The 23,913-nt window shown below is 45.7% G+C and carries 20 protein-coding genes; 11 read left to right on the forward strand and 9 right to left on the reverse strand.

Going from position 1 to position 23,913, the window contains the following annotated elements:
* Positions 1 to 282: 282 nt before the first annotated feature.
* Both ACKU41_RS01715 and ACKU41_RS01720 read left to right on the forward strand, forming a co-directional pair.
* Positions 283 to 1,065 carry a hypothetical protein gene (locus ACKU41_RS01715; RefSeq protein WP_321403699.1) on the forward strand — a complete coding sequence of 261 codons (783 nt, stop codon included), beginning with the start codon at positions 283 to 285 and terminating at the stop codon, positions 1,063 to 1,065.
* Positions 1,065 to 1,556, forward strand: coding sequence for a hypothetical protein (locus ACKU41_RS01720; RefSeq protein ID WP_319781107.1), 492 nt, complete (start codon positions 1,065 to 1,067; stop codon positions 1,554 to 1,556). Before ACKU41_RS01715 ends, ACKU41_RS01720 begins: the two co-directional genes overlap by 1 nt.
* Here ACKU41_RS01720 and ACKU41_RS01725 read toward each other — a convergent pair whose 3' ends face one another.
* Positions 1,557 to 2,720, reverse strand: coding sequence for an HD domain-containing protein (locus ACKU41_RS01725; RefSeq protein ID WP_321403701.1), 1,164 nt, complete (start codon positions 2,718 to 2,720; stop codon positions 1,557 to 1,559).
* An 88-nt stretch (positions 2,721 to 2,808) separates the two neighbouring features.
* On the opposite strand from ACKU41_RS01725, the gene ACKU41_RS01730 reads away from it, so the two are divergent.
* The 8 genes from ACKU41_RS01730 to ACKU41_RS01765 all read left to right on the forward strand — a co-directional run bounded on the left by ACKU41_RS01730 (position 2,809) and on the right by ACKU41_RS01765 (position 13,051).
* On the forward strand, positions 2,809 to 3,489 hold the full coding sequence (locus ACKU41_RS01730) for a TVP38/TMEM64 family protein (RefSeq protein WP_319781104.1): 681 nt from the start codon (positions 2,809 to 2,811) through the stop codon (positions 3,487 to 3,489).
* Between the two features lie 38 nt (positions 3,490 to 3,527).
* Positions 3,528 to 4,703, forward strand: coding sequence for a cyclic nucleotide-binding domain-containing protein (locus ACKU41_RS01735; protein ID WP_319781103.1), 1,176 nt, complete (start codon positions 3,528 to 3,530; stop codon positions 4,701 to 4,703).
* A 2-nt stretch (positions 4,704 to 4,705) separates the two neighbouring features.
* Entirely contained in the window at positions 4,706 to 5,839 is a 1,134-nt protein-coding gene (locus ACKU41_RS01740) for a cyclic nucleotide-binding domain-containing protein (RefSeq protein WP_319781102.1), read from the forward strand.
* Positions 5,840 to 5,998: 159 nt separating this feature from the next.
* Entirely contained in the window at positions 5,999 to 6,922 is a 924-nt protein-coding gene (locus ACKU41_RS01745) for a biotin--[acetyl-CoA-carboxylase] ligase (protein WP_319781101.1), read from the forward strand.
* 300 nt (positions 6,923 to 7,222) lie between these two features.
* Positions 7,223 to 10,801: a PEP/pyruvate-binding domain-containing protein gene (locus tag ACKU41_RS01750; RefSeq protein WP_321403705.1), complete on the forward strand. Its 3,579-nt coding sequence runs from the start codon at positions 7,223 to 7,225 to the stop codon at positions 10,799 to 10,801.
* A 151-nt stretch (positions 10,802 to 10,952) separates the two neighbouring features.
* Positions 10,953 to 11,393, forward strand: a complete 441-nt coding sequence (locus ACKU41_RS01755) for an exosortase system-associated protein, TIGR04073 family (RefSeq protein WP_319781099.1) — start codon at positions 10,953 to 10,955, stop codon at positions 11,391 to 11,393.
* A 91-nt stretch (positions 11,394 to 11,484) separates the two neighbouring features.
* Positions 11,485 to 12,306: a thioredoxin domain-containing protein gene (locus tag ACKU41_RS01760; RefSeq protein ID WP_321403707.1), complete on the forward strand. Its 822-nt coding sequence runs from the start codon at positions 11,485 to 11,487 to the stop codon at positions 12,304 to 12,306.
* Positions 12,307 to 12,316: 10 nt separating this feature from the next.
* Positions 12,317 to 13,051: a class I SAM-dependent methyltransferase gene (locus ACKU41_RS01765; protein ID WP_321403709.1), complete on the forward strand. Its 735-nt coding sequence runs from the start codon at positions 12,317 to 12,319 to the stop codon at positions 13,049 to 13,051.
* Between the two features lie 78 nt (positions 13,052 to 13,129).
* Here ACKU41_RS01765 and galE read toward each other — a convergent pair whose 3' ends face one another.
* A complete protein-coding gene (gene galE / locus ACKU41_RS01770) occupies positions 13,130 to 14,116 on the reverse strand; it encodes a UDP-glucose 4-epimerase GalE (protein ID WP_321403711.1) in 987 nt (328 codons plus the stop codon).
* A gap of 212 nt (positions 14,117 to 14,328) precedes the next feature.
* Between galE and ACKU41_RS01775 the strand changes: the two genes are divergently transcribed.
* Positions 14,329 to 15,846 carry a DUF4139 domain-containing protein gene (locus tag ACKU41_RS01775; protein WP_321403713.1) on the forward strand — a complete coding sequence of 506 codons (1,518 nt, stop codon included), beginning with the start codon at positions 14,329 to 14,331 and terminating at the stop codon, positions 15,844 to 15,846.
* Positions 15,847 to 15,928: 82 nt separating this feature from the next.
* Here the strand turns inward: ACKU41_RS01775 and ACKU41_RS01780 are convergent, their stop codons facing one another.
* The 7 genes from ACKU41_RS01780 to rplI form a co-directional block, all read right to left on the reverse strand.
* Positions 15,929 to 17,221, reverse strand: coding sequence for an outer membrane protein transport protein (locus ACKU41_RS01780; protein ID WP_321403715.1), 1,293 nt, complete (start codon positions 17,219 to 17,221; stop codon positions 15,929 to 15,931).
* Between the two features lie 458 nt (positions 17,222 to 17,679).
* Positions 17,680 to 18,423, reverse strand: a complete 744-nt coding sequence (locus tag ACKU41_RS01785; RefSeq protein ID WP_321403716.1) for a TlyA family RNA methyltransferase — start codon at positions 18,421 to 18,423, stop codon at positions 17,680 to 17,682.
* Complete coding sequence (gene thrC, locus ACKU41_RS01790; protein ID WP_321403717.1) at positions 18,424 to 19,875, reverse strand: threonine synthase; 1,452 nt, start codon at positions 19,873 to 19,875, stop codon at positions 18,424 to 18,426. It abuts the gene before it with no gap.
* A gap of 252 nt (positions 19,876 to 20,127) precedes the next feature.
* Positions 20,128 to 20,631, reverse strand: coding sequence for a DUF456 domain-containing protein (locus ACKU41_RS01795; protein WP_319781084.1), 504 nt, complete (start codon positions 20,629 to 20,631; stop codon positions 20,128 to 20,130).
* A gap of 3 nt (positions 20,632 to 20,634) precedes the next feature.
* The gene (locus tag ACKU41_RS01800) at positions 20,635 to 21,933 is read right to left on the reverse strand and encodes a phenylacetate--CoA ligase (RefSeq protein ID WP_321403721.1); all 1,299 of its coding nucleotides are present in this window, start codon (positions 21,931 to 21,933) and stop codon (positions 20,635 to 20,637) included.
* A gap of 53 nt (positions 21,934 to 21,986) precedes the next feature.
* A complete protein-coding gene (gene dnaB, locus ACKU41_RS01805) occupies positions 21,987 to 23,414 on the reverse strand; it encodes a replicative DNA helicase (protein WP_319781081.1) in 1,428 nt (475 codons plus the stop codon).
* A complete protein-coding gene (gene rplI / locus ACKU41_RS01810; protein ID WP_319781080.1) occupies positions 23,389 to 23,910 on the reverse strand; it encodes a 50S ribosomal protein L9 in 522 nt (173 codons plus the stop codon). The genes dnaB and rplI overlap by 26 nt, the downstream gene beginning before the upstream one ends.
* Positions 23,911 to 23,913 lie beyond the last annotated feature (3 nt).

Here is a 23,913-nt window from a genome sequence, read left to right on the forward strand (position 1 = left end):
AGGAGCCCGGCCCCTCTGGAATCCCTTTCAGTTTAAATCGTTAAAATCGAGCAGGTAATTTAACAACCTAAACATCTTGAATAATTTTGTTACAAGGATAATTTTATGATACTTGTACCCATGGCATATAATTCAATTATATGGCACTCTCAAGGTTAATTAGTGATTTCATTTGCGGGTTGAACAGCGGTTCTGTCCGGGAAGCTTGTTAAATAAACGGATAGAGCGGAAATAAAAAATTTCCGTATAATATTTTTAAGTTATGTTTACTAAGGGAATATTATGGCTGATTTTAAGGATTTAACCGATGCTTTAACGGATGAAGTTCTAAGCGACATGGCTGATTCCTTTTTCGGGGCCCGTGTAGACGTGGACGATGCTCTGGAATTGTTTCACGAAGTTTCTGAGAAGCTGCATATCAAGTTGTATCAGGTTTTCAGAGTCTGTGCCCTGATGGAAAAAGTATGTCTCGGCCCGGATGGATTCAATGATTTCTGGGTCTGTACAGGAATAAGCAGGAATCGTTTCTATTATCCTGCCGGAGTTGAATTTGCTTCCATTCTGGATAATCCTCCTTTTGCGTTTACCGGCAGGGGAGAATACATTAAATGGCTTGGAATAGTTTACGATATGCTGGCTGTTGCCATTGAAGACTATATGCACGGTTCGATTAAGGATGATGGAAAAGGCCGTAAAATTCGTACTGTGAATCGTGAAGATTTTTTTAAGATGGCAGAAGAGATCAACATCAAGATTGAAAAGGTCAACAAGAATATTACTGCCTCGGATGTTTTGAAATTTACTAAGTCCCTTGATCCCGAATCAATACACAAAGAGAATATTGCCGGATGCGTCGGGCCTGAGTGTAAGGCCATTGATGATGAGATGGCTTTCACAGTAATCACGATTAAGGATATTGATTTCCCCGAGTTTCCGATTCTGCCGGACCGGAAAGAAATAGCATCATATATTTCCGGGTATTGTTCTCAGGTCTGGGCGCATGACAAAGTGCGGGTAAAAGCTTTGCTTAAGGATATGAGAAAGAATGCAAGTAAGGAGTTGTAATGAAAAAAACTGTCGGGTTCATATTGGTTTTGCTGTTTGTAATCTGTCTCGGGACCACTGTTTTTGCTGAGGAAAAGAAGGCTGTTCCTGATTCCAAAGCCAAGCCTGCTTCAACGGCAAAAATAGAGCAGGCCGGTGAAAATCTGGGAATCCCCGTGGTTGTTCTTCATGAAGGGAACGATGTTCTCGGCGGAACTCTGGCTTTAAAGTTAAAGGAACGCTTTAGGAAATCTGTGTTGTTTAAACTTGAGGATAAAGACTCAAAAGCCGTGCGGGTTAATGTTGAATCCCGCAGTGAGTTCCGTGACAGGCCGGAAATCGGTTCGGTTTATTCCGTTGTCTGGACTTTTGCGGAAAGTGGAGAAGTGGTGCCTTTTTATCTTAAGCAGGAGTTGGGACTGGTGAATTCCCGCAATGTGGAAGATTCCGCTGCCGGACTCATGAACAGGACCGACAAAATAGCTGACGAATATAAATATCTTTTTGAATAATTAAATCCATTTCCTTTTGCTGCTGAAGGCCTTGATTTTCATGGCTCTCATATTACGCAGCTTTTCACCTGATTTTTCACCGAGATTTCTTTCATGAATCGGCAGGGATACCTTGAGTATCTCTGCCAGATCTGCTGGAGCATGCTCAAGAACATTTTCGTCCCTGTCGGCATGGCAGAGGCTGATCATGTTTTCCAGTAGACCGTTTAAATGCAGTTTCATAAGTAGGTCAACCTTAGTTCCAGACTTGAGTTCGCGATAATTTCCCGCTTTCATGTGTAAAAGAGCTGCCGTCTCTCCGGCACGGATGAACCTTGACGGAAGCATGAGCCTGCTGCCCAGTCTTTTTGCAGGATCTGCCCCTGCTTTGTCATGCCCGTGGTGGGAAGGGAGTATGTCCGGCGGTGTTAGAGCTTTACCCAGATCATGGCACATGGCCATCCAGCAGGTCAGGGGATCTCCCGCAACTTTATCCATTATCTCGGCAGTATGTCCGGCAACGGATTTATCGTGGTATTGCGGGGGGCCTGCCGGGATGCTGTCAGCACTGGATAATTCGCTGAACCATGGTTCGAGGCAATTTGTACGGATCAGCAGACGCAGGAAATTTCCCGGTCTGGGGCCGCAGAGTCCTTTGCGCAGCTCCACGCCGATGCGGTCCGGGGCTATGTCCGCCAGTAAACCTTTCGCGGCGCATTGTTCCATTCCTGCAATCAGTTCCGGATGGGCAGAAAATTCAGGAAAGCGTGCCAGAAAAGTTGCTGCACGAAAAACACGGAGCGGATCTTTTGTGAAGGTTTCCGGGAAAGAAGGGCGTAGGATACGGTTTTGCAGGTCATACAAACCGTCTGGATGAGCATAAAGCTCTCCTTCTTCATCCAAGGCAAAGCTGTTAACCGTGAAATCGCGGGCGCAAAGATCAAGGTCTATCGTTTCTTCAATGCTTTTGCCTCTGACCCTCGGAAAGGAAAATTCTAATCCTTTCAGATAAAAGATTTCATATGACTTGCCCACTGGACGGGCTTTTGGGAAGTCCGCAATAAAATCTTCCGCAGTTCCGGAAGCAATAAGGTAGTCAAGGTCTTTCGGCTTACGGCCAAGCAGCAGGTCCCGAACGGCTCCTCCGGCTATGAGTATTTTTAAATTAGTTGAATTTTCAGTCATTTATCTTTATTTGGTTACGCCTGCCCATAACATAATGCAAGTGGGACATGTTCTTGATTAATTCCGGTTTGATGATATCGTATGATCAATGAAAAAGAAAATATTGATAGTTATATTTATTGTCGTTGTGGCGGTTATTTTTTTTGCCTTTGATCTGGACAGGTTCCTGACCCTTGAATATTTGAAAAATTCTCGTCAGGAGTTTCAGTTTTTTTATGATCGTAATCCGTTTTTAACTGTTTTTTCCTTTTTTTTAGTCTATGTACTTGTTGTCGGGGTAAACCTGCCGGGGGCAACTGTACTGGGACTTGCAGGTGGAGCCTTGTTCGGTTTTACCGTGGGAGTTCTGGTCATTTCATTTGCCAGCACTATCGGTGCTACTCTGGCCTGTGTCTTTTCCCGTTACCTTTTTCGGGATTACGTGCAGCGCAGGTTCGGGGACAGGTTGGAAAAAGTCAACCTCGGCATTAAGGAGGAGGGCGCACTTTATCTTTTTACCATGCGTCTTATTCCTGCCATTCCGTTTGTCATAATTAACCTGATCATGGGGCTCACTCCCATGAGGCTGGGGACTTTTTACTGGGTTTCTCAGTTGGGTATGCTGCCGGGAACCATGGTTTATGTTAATGCAGGAAAGGAGTTGGGACAGATTGATTCACTTTCCGGTATTATGCAGCCGGGATTGCTTTTTTCATTTGTCCTGCTTGGTTTGTTTCCTCTTGTGGTAAAAAAGGCGGTAGGACTTGTAAAAGCCCGTCGTAATGTATAACGTTTAGAAATATTCAGTTAAATTAAGCGCGTTTAAATATGATTGTCAGAACTGCACCCAGCATACGAACCTACCACAAGGGTAAAATTATTTTCAATGAAGGTCAGGAAAGCAAGATTGCTTACATGATCAAGTCCGGGACTGTTGATATTTTCAAAATGATCGACAAGAAAAAGACTGTCATGGGAACCCTGCGCCGGGGTGATATCTTTGGTGAAATGTCCCTGCTTGCCAATCAGAAACGTACCGCCAGTGCGGAAGCTGCAAGTTTCTGTGAGCTTGTCGTTCTCACGGAAGAGATGATGAACAAGTTGCTCAAGGCCTCTCCGGCAACAGTAACAAAGATGCTTGAATTGCTGGCAAAAAGGGTTGCTGCAACGGATTTGAAAACCGGTGGATCTGAGCAGAATGATTCTTTTCTTGCGCTTGCGACTATCCTCAATCTCGCATACCGGGAATTCGCCTACACCCCCAGTGACAAACAGCGCGAAATTGAAAATTACAAAATGGGACTTTCGGTCAAGTCCTATACCGAAACAGTTAAAAGCCTGTCCGTTTTTTCCAATCTTGAAATTGAGTCTTTTCTGGAGACTGTTTTCAAGCTGCGCCTTATTGAGATTAAGAGTATCAAGAAGGGGGATAAAAGCGCGTTTCTCGAACGTTACATCAGCATTAAGAATTTTGAACAGTTTATGCCCAACTTACGCTGTCTTTATAAACAGATGCGGGAACTTGGTGCCAATGTTGATCAGCGCATGAATTTCATGAGTTTTACAGATCTTGCCCGGAGAACCGGCAGTACCCCGGAGCTGATTTATAAAAAGGTTATCAAGGAAGAGATGCCTGAAAACCTGCTTTTTTTTAACCGGGAAAAAGCCATGGAATGGCGTAAGGATAAGGATTCTGATTTTTTCAAGAAATTCCGCAGGCCGCGTAAGGCCTTGGAAGATCTCGAGTCCGCTGAAGATATTATTTTTATTGATAATCCTACTCTCACGAAAGCTCTTGAAGGTTTTAATTACTACAAGATCTCTGTGCTTTATTCAGCTTTGGACCAGCAGGGCAGGGATAAGCTCAAGCGCAATATCGGCAAGAAGGTTGCCCAGATCCTGTTACGGGAACCCCCGGCAGATCGTGATCCCAATGATCATGAGGTACTTGAGTGCTGTGATGAACTCCTTGATATTGTACGTAAGCTTAAGGGGGTTAAGTAATTATGGCTAAACCTCAAGCAAAAACTTTTCTTAAAGGTGAGGTGATTTTCAGGGAAGGCGAGCAGGGGAATGTCGCCTATATGATTCAGTCAGGATCAATTAATATTGTCAAAAATATTAAAGGTAAACGTCAAGTCTTGGCCACTCTCGGGCCCGGTGAGATTTTCGGGGAAATGGCAATCATTTCGCGAAGTGTAAGAGTGGCCGGTGCAGAGGCTGCTTCTGAGAGTATCCTGCTTGTGCTGACAGCCCGGTTGATCCTCATGCTGCTCAAGAAAAGCCATCCCACTGTTTTTCACCTGACCCGGGTGCTGGCTTCGCGCCTGGCCCGTGCCGACCGGGCCATATCGGAGAACCGTAGCGATAATTTATGGCTTACTTTTTGTCGGCTTCTTCATATGAAGCACCGGATCTTTCAGACAGCACCGCGCGGCGAAGATGCTCCAATCGGTATAACTTTTGATGAATTGTCCAAGGAATTTTCAGAAATTACCAATGCCCATCAGCATGAAATTGACCGACTTCTCAAGTCCGCAATCGGGTTCAACATGATTTCGGTTAACAAGATTGCCTCTCATACTTATCTGACCATAAACAATCCTGATGATTTTTTGGTTATTGCCGAGAATCTTTCTGATAATATCAATAAATTCAGCGGAAAAGTCTTCATGTCTGATTATGTTGATATCTATGACTTTTCAGATATGGTCGATTCCAATCCGGAAATGATTTACAAGAAAATAGGGGTTGGAGATTTTCCTGAAGATATCTGTATGCTGCATAAGGATGCCACTTCAAAGTGGGTTGAGAAAAAAGGAGAGCAGTTTTTCAGGGAAGTAAAGCGCAAGCGTAAGTCCATTGAGGAACTTGAAGGTGTTGAAGATATCGTTTTTGTTGACCTTGGAACCTTGAAACTGGTTTTCCGTCAGCTGGGATACTACAAATTGGGTATTCTGCTTGCAATTGCAGGTGAGGATGCAAAAAAACGTATTCTGGCGGCTATATCAACAAAGATAGCTGCAGCTATTTCTCGCGATTCCCGTTCATCTGACGCCATAGACCAAAGTGAAGCTGACGATGTGGAAGAAGAGCTCGTGGACCTTATCAGGGAGGTCAAGTCTTCGAAAACTGAATGATCATGGTTTACATCTTATAGCACTAAGTATTTTACAAACTGTTTGGAAAAATATCGTTGCACATCCCGGCCTCTTTGGTTAAAAATATAATTAAGCTAAAGTATTAATAAAAACATGTTTAACCTTGTCAATCATCACCTGAACATGGGATAGTGCAGCATGATTACTCGAATTACCATTATAAGCGGTAAGGACTCCAGTCCTCTTCCAAAGACAACTCCTGAAAATATTTTCCAGTCCCATCCTTTATGGGCGCGGGATATTGAAAGTTTCAGCCCGTGGAACAGCGAAGATGCCGAATACAGGACCTATTCAACATGGATTTCCGGTTCGCGTACCGGAGTACCTATTGCCGTTTGCGGTTCTTGCGTTTCAAGCCTGGATGTTGCATGGCGGTTGAATTCCCTTGAGGATCTTTCGGAATGGGGAAGTGTTTTGGCCGTGGAGCAGAATACCGGACGCGGACAGGTTCGCCGGGAATGGATTTCTCCTCCCGGTAATGTTTACGGAACCATCAAGTGGCCGGCACTTCCGGAAGCCAAGCCCGGTGAGGTCCGTCCGGTCTGGAACCGGATTCTGCCTCTCATTGTCGGCTACCTTACCTGTAACGCCTTACGCGATCTTGGCGTAGAAACACAGCTTAAGTGGCCCAACGATATCCTAATTGACGGAAAGAAGGCCGGCGGAATCCTCATTGAGGAACGGGGAAATGCCACTATGGTCGGTATCGGGCTGAATCTGTCCTATGCCCCTGCTCGAGAATTGCTCCGGGTTGACCATGCCGTTCCAGCCGGAAAGATAAATACCGATACCATGCAGCTAGGTCCGCTGGAAACATGGGTCGAATTGATTAAGTATTTTCGCAGTAATTTTGATTCGATTATTTCCATGAAGAAGACCGATGATTTTCTGTACGAACTTGCCGATCGTCTGGTTTGGTTCGGAGAAGAAGTGAAGATAGTGGATGGTCCTGAAGGAATTGAACGCGGCGTGATCTGCGGATTGCGGTCCGACGGAGGTCTTGTGATTGATTACAACGGTGAGCAGCATGAGATTTATTCAGGATCGGTAATGCCTTTATAATGTGGTAGATATTGTTTTTTTCTTGACATACGGGCTCTGCTGGGGAATTTGTTCTTTGTTGCCGGATGAATTGAAGGGAAGCTTTTCATCCAACCAAGGCAACCGCGGAATGCAGCGGAGTTCTTCCGTATGTGCCCGAATCAGTATCATTTTCGTTTGCAGCCCTGTCTTTTTGCCGAGCAGGGTGCTATGTCTGTTTTATTCTGTTAATTTCTTTTCGATTACTGAGTATCTTAAATACTTGGATTTTAAACAAAAATCCAAAGACATATCTTTTTAATGATGTGTAAGGAGGAAGTGATGGCTGGTAAGACGGAAGAAGCAGTTCCCGCTAAAGAAGCGGCAGCAGCAGCTCCCCAAAAGTCCCAGGCTAAAAAACAGCTTGAAAAGAAGCTGATTCTAACCGGTGCCGATATCGTTAAAATCGGTGAAGATGCAGAACTGCTGGTCGGCGGAAAGAACTATAATACCGCGCTGATAAGTCAGGTCGAGGGCATCAGGTCTCCCCAGTTCAGGGCGGTTTCATCTCTGGCATTTCATAAATTACTTGATGAGACCAAAGTTAATGCCAGTGTTGTCAGGGCTGTTGTGGACAGCGAATATAATGCTGTGGACTGGAGCAGTGAAGAAGTCAACAGCGACAGTGAATTTTTACAGAAATTTGTTCGCTCCATTGCTCAGGTCATCAAAGAAGAATCCCGCAAACATACTGAAACCCAGATTCAGCTGCGTACTTTCATCAATAACGTTGTTGAAGGTTTCGCAACTTCCCCGGAAGGAATTGACCAACTCCGTAAAAGGTCTGTACTTGTTCAGAGTGCAATCCTCTCGGTTGTTTTACCCAAGGAGGTTGAAACAGCAGTAAGGGATGCTTATCTTTCCATTTGCAAGGATGCCGGGCTTGAAAACGAACCTGTGGCAGTACGTTCTTCCGCAGCCGGTGAAGACAGCCGTAAAAAGGCTTTTGCCGGACTACAGGATACCTACCTCAATATTGTCGGCGAAGATCAGTGCGCCGAAGCCTATCATTGGGACTGCGCATCTGCATACAACCTGCGCAGCATGACTTACCGCCGTGAAGCCATTCTTGATGCAGTTACCCTTGCAGAGAATACCGGCGATGCCTCCATTGCTGAAAATGCCAAAAAAGAGTGGGCCATCGAAAACACCTCACTTTCCGTATGCATTATGCGCATGATCAACCCGGTGATTTCCGGTACTGCATTCAGTGCCGATACTGCCACCGGTTGCCGTGGAACAGACCGTAAGGATCTTGTTTCCATCGATGCAAGTTACGGCCTTGGTGAAGCTGTTGTCGGCGGGATGGTCACTCCTGATAAATTTTATGTATTCCAGCGTGATGACGGCTCTGAAGTTGTTGTCCGCAATATGGGCAGCAAGGACAAGAAAATTGTCTACAGCGAAAAGGGCGGTACCAAAGTAGAAAAAGTTCAGCCCGGTGCTGTTTACCGCTGGGCTCTTTCCCTGGCTCAGGCCGAGGAAGTAGCTAAAGGTGTGCGCTCCATCAGTGATGCATACGGCGGTATGATTATGGATACCGAGTTCTGCCTTGATGCTGCTGACCGGCTCTGGTTTGTTCAGGCGCGCCCGGAAACCCGCTGGAACGAAGAATTCGAACAGCATCCGGACGCCATTTTCATGCGCAGGCTGGAGGTTGACCCCAAAGAGCTTGAAGAAGCTGAAGTAGTACTTGAAGGTAACGGAGCATCACGCGGAGCCGGGCAGGGTACTGTTAAGTATCTGCGTTCCGCTCTTGAATTGAATAAAATTCATAAGGGCGACATTCTTGCGGCTGAACGTACCGACCCCGATATGGTGCCGGGTATGCGTATCGCTTCCGGTATTCTCGCTGATGTTGGCGGTGATACCAGTCATGCCGCTATTACCTCCCGAGAACTAGGGATTCCGGCAATCATCGGTATCCAGAGGCTTGAAATTCTGCGCTCTCTTGAAGGTCAGGAAATCACAGTCGACGGTTCCCGTGGTAAGGTTTACCGCGGTGCATTGCCTCTTATCGAGGTTGGCGGGACTATTAATGTTTCAGAACTTCCGGCTACCAAGACCAAAGTCGGCCTGATCCTCGCAGACGTGGGACAGTCTCTGTTCCTTTCCCGATTGAGGGAAGTTCCCGATTTTGAAGTCGGTCTGTTACGTGCTGAATTTATGCTCGGTAACGTGGCAGTTCATCCGTTGGCTCTTGAAGCCTACGATAACGGCACCCTTGATAAGCTGGTTCAGGATAAGCTTGATGAGCTTGATGCAAAGCTGACTACTGTCATGAAGAGTCAGCTTGATTCAGGTCTTATTTCCCTGAATATCAATCTCAGGGAATATGTTGGCGCACTGACGGGCCTGACCGAGGAAATGGATTCCATGGCCAACGCCAATACCGCCCGCGGGACCGAAGAAGTTCTGGCCATGCACCGCAAACTGCGTGAACTGGACAAAAAGCTCGATCACTATCTTGAGCATGCGACTGAAAGTCTTTATGCGCTTAAAACTTCAGTAGACATTGAGGAGCACCTGCGCGGGGTTCTCGGCATTCATGCCGGAGAACATGCTGACTCGAAATTTATCTACAAGCGTACTGAATCCCTCGATGAACTTCCGGAAATGCTTGCAAAAGCCAAAGAGAATCCTGTTGTTCTTGAGTATCTTAAAGAAGTTAAGGCCTTGCGTGAAGAAGTGGCACACAAAATGGGACTTAAGTCCGAAATGGATGAAGTTACCACACTTCGCCAGCGCATTTCGGATATTATTAAATCCCGTGGACTGCGTTCAGGTAAGGAAAACTATATTCAGACTCTGTCTCAGGGGTTGGCTCTCTTTGCCATGGCTTTCTATGGAAAAGATATTGTCTACCGGACCACTGACTTCAAGACCAACGAATATCACAACCTGCTTGGCGGTCTGCTCTTTGAGCACCATGAAGACAACCCCATGCTCGGCTATCGTGGTGTTTCCAGAAACATTCACGATTGGGAGCTGGAAGCATTCAAGCTGGCCCGTGGCGTGTTCGGTGGCAAGAACCTGCACATTATGCTGCCTTTCGTGCGCACCATTGAGGAAGCACGCAGCATGAAACGCTACCTCTCGCAGGTTCACAATCTGGAGTCCGGCAAGGACGGTCTGAAATTGATCCTTATGGCCGAGATTCCCAGTAACGCCGTGCTCAGCAAGGAATTCATCAAGGAAGTTGACGGTTTCTCCATCGGTTCAAATGATATGACCCAACTGGTACTTGGTACTGACCGAGACAACTCCAGCCTGCAGCATATCTACGATGAAGAAGATCCGGCAGTTGTCTGGGCGATCCTTTCCACTATTTTTACCGGGCAGAAGTTTGGTAAGAAAATCGGTTTCTGCGGGCAGGGGGTATCAAACAGTGTCATTCTGCGCGGTGTAGTCTGCATTGCCGGAATTGTTTCAGCTTCTGTTGTTCCCGATACTTATCTGCAGACCAAGCTGGATATGGCCGCTGTTGAGGCCGAGAACATAAAGGTCAGCGGACTTGGAGATTGGATTAAGGCCCGTCATTTCGAACGCCTTGCCAAACTCATGGAAGAAAACGGGTACAGCCATATCATCAAGAAATACAAGACACCTGAAGATCTTGAAGATTGGTACGAAGGTGAAATCAGAAGGCATAACGAGCAACTCCGTGATAACATGGACACTCCCCGTGAAGATTTCATCAGGCAGGAAATGGATAATTTCCGCGGAACATTCCACAAGCCGGTTATCTACTCTGCATGGGATTGGAACCAGACGGTAGAAGATGCCATGCACCATGCCGGTTTTGCTTCTTTTGAGGAGCAGGATGCAGCTCTTCAGGAGCAACGTACCAAAAAGTGGTAGGTGTTCACTTAAATGAGATTCAAAAGGCCGTCCTCCGGGACGGCCTTTCTGTTTTAAAATATATTAAGATTCTTTTATTGAGCCTGCAGAAACACGCATAAACTTGACATGGAACCGGAGCAGAGGCATATTTTAGGGAATAGGAGAACACATGATTAAATCCAGAATATTCGTAAAAATATTGCTAGTCGCAGTTGCTCTTTTGTCAATGGCGCTCAGCGGCTGCTCCCTGAATTCTGCCAATTACGTGGGCAATGAGGAAAATTATTCTGATCGTGCTCCCCGTAAGCTGGGGAGGGGAATGACCAATATTCTTACTGCACCGCTTGAAATTCCTAATCAGGCGGTTGATCTTGCTGCTGAGAATGACGCCCCTGCGGAGCAGGCTGCAGGATATATCGGCGGTTTCTTTGTCGGTGTGGCTTACACTGGCGGTCGTATTGTTTCCGGTGTTTATGATATTGTCACTTCTCCCTTTGGCGGACCTTCAGTTCCAACAATGGATCCTGATTATGTTCATTCCGATTTCTTTGAAAAAGTTGATAACCAAACGGAATCTTTTGACGATATATGGAACATTGGAGCTTACTAGTTTCATATCTATGCATAATATTGATTACAACCTCCATTGCAAAATTGCTTGGAGGTTTTTTCTTGAATAATTTGATGAAGAGGTATCTTTCATGAAGCGGTTGTTGTTGATTCTGTCGGTTGTTATCATGGTTTCAGGGTGTGCTAACAAGCAAATGCTCAAAGAGCAGATTGCAGAGGCCATCCGAGAAAACCCTCAGATTGTATTGGATGCCATGCGGGAAAACAGTCTGGATTTGCTGGAAATAGTTGAGCAGGGTTTTGATAAACGGGCAAAACTAAAACGTAAAGCAATGCTCGAAGAGGAAATCAAAAATCCGTTTCAACCCCGGATATGGTCGGAAAGACCAATGCTGGGCAATCCTGATGCACCGGTAACAATAGTAGAGTATTCTGATTTTCTTTGCCCTTACTGCAGCAAGGGTGCTGTTGTTGTCACCAAGTTGGCAAGAGAACATCCGGAAAAATATAGACTTATTTTCAAGCATCTGCCCATGCACAAAAAATCCCGACAACTCGCCGTTGTATTTGAGGCAATTGCACAGTTCGATAAGGAAAAGGCTTATATGTTTCATGATCTTGCCTTTTCACGCCAGAAGAAACTGTATGAAGATAAAAGCGGCATTGAGCTGGTAAAGATTCTGAAGGAAATCAAAGTTGATCCTGCCAAATTGCAAAAAATAATAAATTCTGAAAAGCTGAACGAATACTTGCTGGCAGACGAACAGGAAGCCAATAAATTCAAGATCGATGCTACTCCTACTTTTCTGATTAACGGAGTTGCTGTTCGGGGCTATCTTCCTGCGGATAAGTTTGACCAAATGGTCGAGATGATTCTGGAAAAGACAAAAGAACAGCTTCCGGTCGAAACTCCGGAAGGTGAAATTTGCGAAGATTGCCTGAATCAGATGTAAGCTGGTAACTATGCGCGATATCAATAATATTTCAGAGCCACCTAAAGATTTGCACATCTGTTTCGGCGGTGGAAATTTCCGTGGTATCGGGAATAATATGATCGGGATCTGCCGGGAAAAATTGAATCTGCAACCATATGAAAAGGTTCTGGACATCGGTTGCGGGATCGGCAGGTTAGCCTTTCCGTTGCTGGAATACCTTTCTGAAGAGGGGGGCTACGACGGTTTTGATACTTTCCCGGTAGGTGTTAAATGGTGTTCTGAAAATATAACTCCTGAATTTCCTAATTTCAGGTTTCAATTGGTGGATATTTACAGCTCAACGTATAATCCCTATGCCCAGACCAAAGCAGCTGATTTTGTTTTTCCTTATGAAGATAATTCTTTTGACCTCATAATGCTCAATTCCGTTTTCACTCACATGATGCCGGATGATATCCTTAACTATATTAAAGAAATGGATCGTGTTTTAAGTGAAACCGGACGTATTATGGCTACTTTTTTTCTTGTTAACAATGAATCGAACGAACTTATGAATCAGGGCAAAAGCGTCCACGATTTTTTTAAGTACGGTATTTTTTATACTGCTGACCCTAAAGATCCCATGGATGCGGTTGGTTATGATGAAAAATTTGCGTTAAATATGTTTGAACAGCGAAAATTCAAGATACAAGAAATAATGTACGGAAACTGGTGCGGAAGGAAGGGAAGTCATCATCAGGATGTGCTTTTGATTACCCGCTAAGCCTAAATTAGTATTAAAAAAGCCGGAGTTTGGATTTTATGGTCCTTGCTCCGGCTTTTTCATATTGAGATGATAGAATTAAAATGCGGGATTTTTATGCCATCGGTATGCGGTTTCAATTATATCCCGCAAGTCTGCGTATTCAGGTTTCCAGTTGAGTATTTTTGCTGCTTTGGAGCTGTCTGCAACCAGCCTTGGTGAATCTCCGGCTCTTGCCGGTTCGTAGTCAAATTCAATATCTTTCCCGATTACTTCACTTGAGGATTTAATTACTTCGAGGATACTGAATCCTTTGCCGTTGCCAAGGTTGAAAGAATGAGCCCCCTTATTTTTGCTCATGAAATTGATAGCCTTAAGATGGGCATCGCAGAGATCCAGGATGTGAATGTAGTCGCGTACGCAGGTGCCGTCCGGGGTCGGATATTCATTGCCGAAAATTTTCAGTCTGCGGCCTTGGTCAATACAGCTGAGCAGGATATTTGGTATCAAGTGGGTCTCTGGAGAATGGGCTTCGCCGATAGCGCTGTCAGGGTGTGCTCCGGCGGCATTGAAATATCTGAAGCAGACAGAATCAAGTCCATAAGCTACTGCATAGTCCTGAAGAATTTCTTCCACCTGAAGTTTTGTGCGGCCATATGGATTCAGCGGTTTGAGAGGATGGTCTTCAGTTATAATATCCATGACCGGATCACCGTAAACAGCTGCGGTGGATGAAAATACAAATTTATCAACCCCGTATTTGCGCATGGCCTGCAGCAGATTTAGGGTCCCGGTCACATTGTTGTCATAGTATTCATAAGGTTTTTCAACGGATTCACTGACTACAATTAATCCCGAAAAGTGGAAAACCGCATCATACTTGCCTTCTGCAAATACTTTTTCCAGATCAGCTGGATTTCGTAGATCGCCTTGAACAAATTTACCCCATTTGAGGGCTTCTGCATGGCCAGTTGAAAGATTGTCGAAGACTGTGACATCATGCCCTGACTCGGCAATCATTCTGGTCATGTGAGAGCCGATATAGCCTGCTCCTCCGCAGACGAGTAGGGATAGTTTAGTGCTCATTATAGTTTTGCTCCGATTGTATTTAACAATATAAATATTGAACCAAACGACTATTTATCAAAACTAGGATTTTGTCGAGAGGCGAATAGATAATACCGAGTGGAGCTTGTTTTGAGTATTGTTGATTATGCATAGTATCTGTTAAGATAAGAAAATTGTAATTACGAAGACAATTAACAGAGGGTAATAATTTGCGTCAAAAAATTATATGGATGAGTTTGATTTTAATTTTTGTGATTTGCAGTGCTGCTTCTGCTGAGTCTGAAAGGGTGGTTTTTTATCCGTCCGGTGCCGATTTCAGCAGCAGGGTAAAAGCCAATGTGATGACGGATGTAAACGGTAATTATGTAATGTTTACTCTTACCGGTCAGGCTGTGCCGGACACATTTACAATTGCCTCCATGACTAAGGGCGTGGCTGTTAATGATGTTTCATGGACACGGAGTGATTTATCACGTTCCCCCGCAGCTATTGAACTTGGTAAAAAAATTGACCAGCTGAAATTTAAACTTGATTCACTTGTTTCTGAGAAGCAGGCCGTGGAGGGTGGAATATCTTTCTGGAAGGAAAGAGGTAAGGAACAGGAGATCAAACCTGCCGATCTTGGAAATATTGCCGGTCAGGTAGTCAGCAATCTTTCAAAGCTTTACACTGAATCCGCAAAGCTCAAAATCAAAATTATCGAGTTGCAGGAGTTGATTAATGATCTGCAAAGACAGTTGCGGGAAATGTCCGGCAGTGGCAAGCTGGTTTGGAACATCAAGGTTTCAGTGGCAGCAAAGAATGCTAAAAGTGCCGAATTTAAAATAGGTTATATGTTGCGCAATTGCGGATGGACTCCAAAATATAAACTGGATGCCGATCCCGGTGCCGGAAATATTGAATTCGCTTTTGAAGCTGAAATTCAACAGGGCAGCGGTATGGATTTCAAGAATTGTGATGTGGCACTTGCAACAGTAAAGAAAAATTCCAGAATTTCTCCCCCTCAGTTGGGACGTTGGGTTATTGAACCACGTCCCGAGCCGGAGCAGGAGACATTAATGGTCCGTGATGCCATAGAAATAGCTCCCATGGCTGCTGGTGTAGGCAGGAATATGGCCAAGGCTGCCCCCAGGCGGGTGAATAAGGCAACATATTCGCTTTGGGAGATGGGTAGAAAAAACATTCCTGCTGGAAGCACCCGCAAGTATGCGGTTGAAAGTGAAACATGGAAATCTGACTTTTCTTTTATAGCCCGTCCTTCGCTTACTCCTGATGTTTTTGTTTATTCTAAAACCACGCTGGAAGCTGCAAAGGACTACCCGTTGGGAACAGCATTGATGTTCATGGAAGGTACCATGATCGGGAAAAGGCAATTTTCCTTTTCAGGTAAGGAGAATAAGCAGTTCTTCGGGTCTGATCCCATGCTCAAAGTTGAACGTAAGATTATTGAAAAGAAATCCGGCGATAAAGGAATGTTCAGCTCTAAACAGACATATAACTGGAAGTATGGAATTGAGCTGGAAAACAGCCGTAGATCACCGGTAAGGGTCTTGGTTCAGGAGCCAGCCCCTGTTTCAGGAGACAAGAGAATAAAGCTTAAGGTAGTTACTGAACCGGAAGCGGAAATCAAAGACGATAATTTTGAATGGGATGTTGAGATACCTGCGACCGGTAAATACAACTTGGAGTATTCAGTAGAAATGACTGCCCCTGATGATATGAAAATTGATCTGGGAATTGGCAGATAGGCAAAAAACAGTAAGGGAAAGCTAAAAAGAAAGGCCCGCTTCAACAGAAGCGGGCCTTTTAACTTGTGATACCGGGAAAGCTTTAGAATTCAAATCCCATATCCAAACTTACGATATGAGTACGGGAATTGGTGACTTTAGTTGCAACAATATGATCTGCAGTTCTTGCATCAATGGTGCGGTCTTTCATCCACAGGTAGTTGTAGGCTGCGTCAATGCTGAAGCCTTGGTATTTCCAGCCTATACCGAAGGATACGTTCTGACGGTCACTTGTTGGCAGCATGTAGTCTATGTAACCATCGGGGATGGGACTCTGATCATAGAAGTAACCGACTCTGAGAGCGAGGTCTTCAATGGGCAGGTATTCAACGCCGACCTGAAACTTCCATACGTCGTTCCATTTTTTGGGTGAACTGATGTCATTCAGACCTACAGCTGAAGCTTTATCAAAATGGTAATCAATTGAGCTATAGTCGCTCCACATGGAATAGACTGCATCAAATTCAAGACTCAGATTTTTCAAGGGCTTGTATTCCACACCACCGAAGATCATGTGCGGAGTATTCATGTCCATTGAAACCTCGCTGTCATTGAACAGGCCGGTTCCAAGAGCAGCAGCTCCGGGAGTAACTTCATAGCTGGCACATCCGGAAGCCCGGTGGTTCATTTTGCTGCGCCATGAAAGTCCGATAGACCATTCTTCGCTGGGGGTAATGTGAATAGCAGCGTTAAACCCCGGGGTAAAACCGTTTACAACGATGCGCTGATCAACATCAGTATTATATGTGCTTGTATCATACTGTCTTGCGGCATCAAGAGTTTTTCTCAAGTCAGCACGTACTTTCATGAATTCAATACCGGCTGCGAATGAGATGTATTCGTTGAATTTGTAGGCGAGGTTAGGGTTGAAAGAGTATGTTTCTATGGCTGTATTGTAGGAAGCGTATCTTCCTGACCATTTGGAGTCGAATTCAGTTCCGAGACCGAAGCGGGTAAACGTTCCTACTCCGAGCCATACGTTATCATTGATCTGTTGTGTAATGTATACGTTGGGAACAAAAAAAACGTTCTCGGTCATGCTGTTTACAGTAGAAACTCCACCTTCTGTAGTGGTTAAGTCCATCTTGGGTGAGAGCATGGCCACACCAGCAGACATGTGGGTGCCTTCCAACTGAGTGATACCGGCCGGGTTCCATGCAATTGCAGATGGATCGTCCGCTTTTGCAATCATGGCACCTCCCAGTGCGTTCCCACGAGCTCCCCACTCATAGATCGCAAAGCCTGCTGCTTCAGCTTTATTGCTGAATCCAGAGACTATAGCCAGCCCCATTAAAATGATAAACATGCTGAAACATGTTGTAAATCTGGTCCTCATATACACTCCTTCAAAGAATACTGAAAATGCTTAATGACTTTGATTATTTAAAGCCATCCCCTCATAAAAATGCACATACTAACTAGCTTGAATGTTAAATTTAGTAAAGTAAAATTGACGCAAACGTAAATTGTTGTGAAAATAATCAACTGTTATATTGATGTATATTTGCATACATGTGTGTATGTTTGTTTGTTGGTAGTAAGTAAAAAAAATAATTTTGCTGAATATAAAGTAATTTGTAGTGTTGTTTGAATTCAGCCTGTACTTTATACATTGGATACAATGTTGTTACTGTTTATGGCCATGTAGTAGCAATTGTTTCTGGAATACTTTTTTACCAATATGTTTTTCCATCTGTAACCTTATGAATGAATAAAAACGAAGATATGCCAATCAACATGAAAAAAGGCAGCCCCATTAATGGGACTGCCTTTTAAAGTTATATAGTCATTTTATCAGCGAATGAAATAAGCTAGGTATTCCTGATTACCTTTAGGACCTTTTATACTGGAAGGGACAAGTCCTTTCAGGTGCAGTCCCAGTTCAGTGGAGGCAAAGTTCACAATCATATCCACAGTCTGTTGCCGGAGTCCTTCATCACGGACGACGCCTTTATCGGTCTGACCGGGGCCTACTTCAAACTGTGGTTTGATAAGGCAGACTATTTCTCCGTTTTCTTTAAGAAATCGAACTAGAGCCGGAAGGATTTTAGTCAAAGAAATAAAAGAAACATCACAGACAACCAGATCGACTTTCTCAGGGATCAGGTCTTCCTCAGCATGACGCAGGTTGATGCGTTCAAGATTCGTGACCCGCTCATCCTGTTGCAATTTCCAATGCAACTGTCCGTAGCCCACGTCTGCGGCATAAACCCGTTCCGCACCGAACTGGAGCATGCAATCAGTGAAGCCACCAGTGGAAGCTCCTGCATCAAGAGCAACTTTGCCTTCAGGATCTAGCCCCAGCTTTTCAATGGCGGTAAGCAGTTTATATCCGCCTCGACTGACAAAGCGGTCACGACCTTTGACCACGATTTCAAGGTCTGGGTCGAGTTGCATGCCGGGTTTGGTTACCGGTACTTTTTGCCCGTCCTTAAGATAGTGGGCCTGTCCGGCCATGATTATGCGTTTAGCCTGCTCTCTGCTTTCGGAAAGTCCCTGAGCAAAGAGCATCTGGTCTGCGCGCTCCTTTTTCGCCACTTATTTTTTCTCCAGACCGAGCATTGATACAACGTTGTCCGCAGCCTTTGCAATGTAATCAGCTTCGGACATCTTGTCTTTTTCACTGCCTTCAATAACAAGTTCAGGCTTGTTGGCCCGGTTTGCATCCGGTGTTACTTCGTATTCTGCAGGGAATTCGTTCTGGTAGTACATATCCTGAAAGCCCACAAATTTGAGCTGGTGTGCGGTGGAGTCGAGCACAGCACTTTCGGTCTCGGAAATCAGCCCAAGTTCTTTGGCCCGGATTAGTCCGGCAAAACATTCTCCGCCCTGAGTGCAGGCAATATGTCCGTGGGAGTTAGCCAGCAGCATGGAGTCCATGATCATTTGTTCGCTGACCTGAATTACCTGAAAAGCCTTTTCCCCGCCGATAGCTTCAAATTTTTCTGCAAAATGTTTCACGCGCGGAAAGGAAACCGGGTTTCCAATCATTGCAGCCTGTGCAACAGAGGGCCGGACTTTGACAGGCTTATATTCACGTTCGTTTTCATCTTCGATAGCGTAGTAGCGGTAAACAGGGTCGGCGTGGGCAGACTGTACGCCGAATACACGGGGCAGGTCGGTGATTATCTCTAATTCGTACAATTTCAGGAACCCGGCCATGATGGCGGTGATGTTACCCGCGTTTCCGATGGGAACAAAGATACATTTATCCTTGAGGTCCCAATCATACCACTGGGCAACTTCAAAAGCGTATGATTCCTGACCGAGGATTCTCCATGAGTTCTTGGAGTTGAGCAATGCTACCCGGTAGTTATCCGCCAGATTTTCAACAACTTTCATACAGTCATCAAAGACGCCGGGAACTTCGAGTACCTTTGCTCCGCTGCCGAGGGGCTGGGCCAACTGCTGCGGAGTAACTTTTCCCTGAGGCAGGATAACAACTGATTTAACACCTTCTTTCATATATGAAGCGTAAAGGGCTGCCGCAGCGGAAGTATCACCGGTGGAAGCGCAGACAGTCAGGATTTCATCCCAGTTGTTTTTGTTCATCAAGGCATTGATGTAGCTGAATGCGCAAGCCATACCACGATCCTTGAATGATGCACTTGGGTTCTGGCCGTCGTTTTTGTATGCGGTTTTGATTCCGGTAACATCATTGAGGGCCGGGCTTGAAGCAACTATGGGGGTGTTGCCTTCACCGAGATAGAGGATTTCATTTTCTTCCATCACCGGGGCGAAAAGTTCGTAAAAACGGAAGATACCGCGCAGAGCATCTTTTTTGGTGGAGCAACGGGCATCAAAAATCTCACGCCATTCCTTGCCGCTGGTCTTTTTCAATTCGTCGAAGTTCAGGTCTTCAAGGATGAAAACAGAACCGCATTCAGGGCAGGTGTAATGCAGCTCGTTAATGTCGTAGCGGGCGTTACAGCCCAGACAGTGATACTCCATTTTACCGCGATATTCAGGAAACTTATTAGCAAGACTCATCGTTTGTCCTCTTTTGCCTTCGGCGATCCCTGCCGGGGCCTTAAACCCTTTTGCAAAATGGTTTAAGAATCCCAAAAACTTTTATTAGGGCTTCGCCGATGTGGGTTATCAAATTTATTAAGCCTTTTAATACGCTATATGCGGAGCTTATTAAAAGTTTTTGAAGAGTCCAGAGAAACTTTTTCCAAAAAGTTTCTTTGGCCGCCGGAGGCGAAATCTTTTATCTAAAAGCGCAAAGCGCATCAAATTTTCTTAACTAGGCCAGATTTTGGAAATACTCATGGCAAACATCCAGACTCCGAGGCTGATTTTAATAGCCATGCCGAAAGCCTTGCCCCAAAATGCCCCCCATGCGGAGTGCTTGGCTTCATCAAAGCTTCTGCCGTGAGTGAGTTCCAGTACGAGGCAGCCACCAAAAGAGCCGAGCAGGGCGCCGGGTAATGCGCCGAGCCCGAAAAAGAACGGTGCGCCAAGAATTGCGCCACCGATAGCTCCGATGAACGCGCCGATGTTGCCGCGACCGGTTGCTCCGTATTTTTTGCCCCCAAAATACTGGGCTACGAATTCAAGGATTTCACCGACAAGGGCGATTACACCAAGAATGATAATAAAGTTCCAGGTCATTGTTTCGGGCTGGTATAGCTTCCAGGCGGCTACAATAGCCAGAACCAGCCAGTTTGCCGGAAGCCCGAAAACATGCAGTGCCAATGAGCACAGCATAAGCAGAATAACCAGAACTGCCAATGCGGTAATCATATTTTATTCCTCTACATCCCGGAGGTCTACTACGCGCACAGCTTTGCCTTCCCCTTTGGGAATGGTGTCGTGCTGGACCAGTTCGACTCTGGGGGTGATCAGGATTTCATCGCGCAGCATGGAGGCGATTTTTTTCTGAATGCCTCGCAGTACTCGCATATCTTCAACGAAATGTTCTTCCTTGATTTCAACCTTGACTCTGATCTGGTCCATAAGACCTTCCTTGATCAGTTCGATAAGGTAGTTCTGACCGACTTCGGGGATACCCATGATGATTTTTTCGATCTGCATGGGATAGATATTCACTCCCTTAAGGATGAGCATATCGTCTGCACGCCCCATAATGCGGTCTATACGGCGGGAGGTACGTCCGCATTTGCACTGCCCCGGAAGGAATCGGGTCAGGTCGCGGGTGCGGTAACGGATAATGGGCATGCCTTCGCGGGTAAGGGTGGTCATTACCAGTTCGCCCACTTCACCTTCTGGAACATGTTCCCCGGTTTCAGGGTTGATAATCTCAGCAATATAGGAATCTTCCCAGACGTGCATACCGTTCTGCTCGAGACATTCGAAAGCTACGCCAGGACCGTTCATTTCAGAAAGTCCGTAAGAGTTGTAGGCCTTGATGTGCATTAACTCTTCAATTTTACGGCGGGTGTGTTCGGTATGCGGTTCCGCACCGATCAGTGCCACTTTCCAAGGCATATCGGCCGGATCAAAACCTTCATCACGTACTTTTGCAGCAAAATAAAGCGCAAAAGAGGGGATGATATGCAATCCGGTAACATTGAAATCGCGGATAAGTTTAATTTGTCGTTTGGTGTTTCCTGCGCCGGCCGGGATTGTAAGGCAACCCAGCCTTTCTGCACCGTAATGGATTCCGAGTCCGCCGGTAAAAAGTCCGTAACCGGACATATTTTGAAAAACATCGCTTTTTCTGAGACCCACGGAGTACATTGAGCGGGCCATAAGATCCGCCCAGGTATCAAGGTCTTTCTGAGTATAAAGAACGGCAGTGGGGGTTCCGGTAGTGCCTGAAGAGGCATGCAGGCGAACAAAATTATCCAGCGGTTGGGTCAGTAACCCGTATGGATACTGAGAACGGAGGTCATCTTTGGAAGTAAGGGGGAGCTTGGTTATATCATCTGCTGTTTTGATGATGGATGGATCTATGCCGTTCTCTTTGAAAACTTTACTGTAATACGGAGATTTTGCAGCCAGTTGGATGGTTTCTTTCAGTCTTTTAACCTGGAGTTCTTCCAGTTTTCCTTTTTCAAGGGTTTCGGCTTCATGAAAATACATTGATATTCTCCGTGTAAGTGTTTTCAGTGTATCACGTCATCAATATTATCCGATTATTCATCGTCGTATTCAGACGGATATGGTTCGGCAGCTAGGTTTTCAAAAGCGGTGTAAGGACCAAGGAAGGCCAGTTCAACAATACCTGTGGGACCGTTTCGCTGTTTGCCGATAATGACTTCCGCTTTGTTGGTCAGCGGTTTGTCCTCTTTTTTATTGTAGAAATCTTCACGGTAAAGAAAGAGGATAATATCTGCGTCCTGCTCAATAGCACCTGATTCACGCAGGTCAGACATCATGGGGCGTTTATCGGTACGTTCTTCAACCTTTCGGTTGAGCTGCGACAAGGCGATGACAGGTAAGTTCAGCTCCTTGGCCAGAGCTTTGAGGGATCGTGAAATATCGGAAATTTCCTGTTCACGGGAATCAACCCGGGCGCTGGAACGCATCAGCTGCAGATAATCGACCATGACCAGCCCCAGATTGTGCTGGGATTTTAAGCGCCGGCAGCGTGCACGCAGTTCCATAGTGGAGATTGCGGGAGTATCATCAATAAAAAGGGGTGCTTCTGTCAAGTCCTGAGCAGCATCATAAAGCTTGGCCCAGTCCTCGTCATCCAACTGTCCCGTCCTTAAACGCGAAAGATCGACTTTACCGTGGCAGGCCAGCATACGGGTCATCAACTGTCCCATTGCCATTTCGAGTGAAAAAACGGCAGTGGTCACACCGGAATGCAGGGCGGCACGCATTGCGACGTTAAGAGCGAATGCGGTTTTACCCATACTTGGACGTCCGGCAATGATGATCAGGTCAGAGTTCTGCAGACCTGCAGTCATTTCATCGAATTTATGATATGTGGTGGTAATCCCGGTGACCAGTGATTTTTGGGAAACCCTGTTCTCAAGGTCTTGAAAGACTTCCTGAATAATCGCCTTACTACCTTTGAGAGTGGTATTCTTTTTGGAGTCGGTAATATCAAAGATCGCCTGCTCGGAATGATCCAGCAGTTCTTTCACATCCTGTGCTTCAAAGCTTTCGTTGATAATATTGGCAGCAGTATCTATCAGGCTGCGCTGGATGCCTTTTTCAGCTACTATCTCCGCGTGATACAGGGCGTTTGCAGAACTGACTACAGAGTTGGCGAGCTCTGCGAGATATACGGGACCACCCACGGAATCAATTTTATCACTGGCTGTGAGATATTCACTGACCGTGATCAGATCGATGGGGGCGTTGCGTGTATAAAGGGCTTCAAAAGCCCGAAAAATTTCCCGATGGGCAGGGGAGTAGAAGTCGTCTGATTTGACGATATCAACGAGATCGTTGAATATGGTATTGCTTAAGAAAACCCCGCCGAGCACGGCCTGTTCAGCTTCAAGGTTATGTGGCGGGACTTTACGCAAAAGATCGGACGAAGCGTCGTTAGACGCTCCGCCCGAATTGTAGTCTGAGCCTGATTTACGCTTCAGCTTCTGCTTCTGCATCTGCTTCAGCTACGGGTGCTTCGGTTTCAGCGGGCTCTTCTTCAACCGGTCCGCCAACTTTGGCTACAACCAGTTTAACTTCACCGCGAACTTCGGGGTGGAGTTTGATTTCGATTGCGTATTCACCGAGAGAACGGATGGGCTCGCCCAGCAGGATCTTTCTGCGGTCAATATCGAAATCCATTTCAGCGAGAGCTTCAGCGATGTTAACTGCGGTTACGGAACCATACAGTTTGTCGCCTTCACCAACGCGAACTTCAATGTTAACTTCAACTTCAGCCAGTCTGTCTCTGAGACCTTCTGCCTGAGTGCGGAGATTGTCAGCCATTTCCTGAAGCTTTCTTTTTTCAAGCTCAAACTGCTTGAGGTTTGCTTCAGAAGCGGGCATGGCCAGTCCCTGAGGAATCAGGTAGTTACGACCATAACCGGCTTTAACGGATACAATTTCACCAAGGCTTCCAAGGGAGTCTACATCGGCACGTAAAATAAGTTTCATGTG

The organism is Maridesulfovibrio sp., assembly GCF_963678865.1.
Classification (GTDB): domain Bacteria; phylum Desulfobacterota; class Desulfovibrionia; order Desulfovibrionales; family Desulfovibrionaceae; genus Maridesulfovibrio.

What these genes read in the sequence shown, in the direction of transcription:
- ACKU41_RS01715 (WP_321403699.1), top strand. Translation starts at nt 283, where the DNA reads ATGGCTGATTTTAAGGATTTAACCGATGCTTTAACGGATGAAGTTCTA.
- ACKU41_RS01720 (WP_319781107.1), top strand. Translation starts at nt 1,065, where the DNA reads ATGAAAAAAACTGTCGGGTTCATATTGGTTTTGCTGTTTGTAATCTGT.
- ACKU41_RS01725 (WP_321403701.1), bottom strand. Translation starts at nt 2,720, where the DNA reads ATGACTGAAAATTCAACTAATTTAAAAATACTCATAGCCGGAGGAGCC.
- ACKU41_RS01730 (WP_319781104.1), top strand. Translation starts at nt 2,809, where the DNA reads ATGAAAAAGAAAATATTGATAGTTATATTTATTGTCGTTGTGGCGGTT.
- ACKU41_RS01735 (WP_319781103.1), top strand. Translation starts at nt 3,528, where the DNA reads ATGATTGTCAGAACTGCACCCAGCATACGAACCTACCACAAGGGTAAA.
- ACKU41_RS01740 (WP_319781102.1), top strand. Translation starts at nt 4,706, where the DNA reads ATGGCTAAACCTCAAGCAAAAACTTTTCTTAAAGGTGAGGTGATTTTC.
- ACKU41_RS01745 (WP_319781101.1), top strand. Translation starts at nt 5,999, where the DNA reads ATGATTACTCGAATTACCATTATAAGCGGTAAGGACTCCAGTCCTCTT.
- ACKU41_RS01750 (WP_321403705.1), top strand. Translation starts at nt 7,223, where the DNA reads ATGGCTGGTAAGACGGAAGAAGCAGTTCCCGCTAAAGAAGCGGCAGCA.
- ACKU41_RS01755 (WP_319781099.1), top strand. Translation starts at nt 10,953, where the DNA reads ATGATTAAATCCAGAATATTCGTAAAAATATTGCTAGTCGCAGTTGCT.
- ACKU41_RS01760 (WP_321403707.1), top strand. Translation starts at nt 11,485, where the DNA reads ATGAAGCGGTTGTTGTTGATTCTGTCGGTTGTTATCATGGTTTCAGGG.
- ACKU41_RS01765 (WP_321403709.1), top strand. Translation starts at nt 12,317, where the DNA reads ATGCGCGATATCAATAATATTTCAGAGCCACCTAAAGATTTGCACATC.
- galE (WP_321403711.1), bottom strand. Translation starts at nt 14,116, where the DNA reads ATGAGCACTAAACTATCCCTACTCGTCTGCGGAGGAGCAGGCTATATC.
- ACKU41_RS01775 (WP_321403713.1), top strand. Translation starts at nt 14,329, where the DNA reads ATGAGTTTGATTTTAATTTTTGTGATTTGCAGTGCTGCTTCTGCTGAG.
- ACKU41_RS01780 (WP_321403715.1), bottom strand. Translation starts at nt 17,221, where the DNA reads ATGAGGACCAGATTTACAACATGTTTCAGCATGTTTATCATTTTAATG.
- thrC (WP_321403717.1), bottom strand. Translation starts at nt 19,875, where the DNA reads ATGAGTCTTGCTAATAAGTTTCCTGAATATCGCGGTAAAATGGAGTAT.
- ACKU41_RS01795 (WP_319781084.1), bottom strand. Translation starts at nt 20,631, where the DNA reads ATGATTACCGCATTGGCAGTTCTGGTTATTCTGCTTATGCTGTGCTCA.
- ACKU41_RS01800 (WP_321403721.1), bottom strand. Translation starts at nt 21,933, where the DNA reads ATGTATTTTCATGAAGCCGAAACCCTTGAAAAAGGAAAACTGGAAGAA.
- dnaB (WP_319781081.1), bottom strand. Translation starts at nt 23,414, where the DNA reads ATGCAGAAGCAGAAGCTGAAGCGTAAATCAGGCTCAGACTACAATTCG.
- rplI (WP_319781080.1), bottom strand. Translation starts at nt 23,910, where the DNA reads ATGAAACTTATTTTACGTGCCGATGTAGACTCCCTTGGAAGCCTTGGT.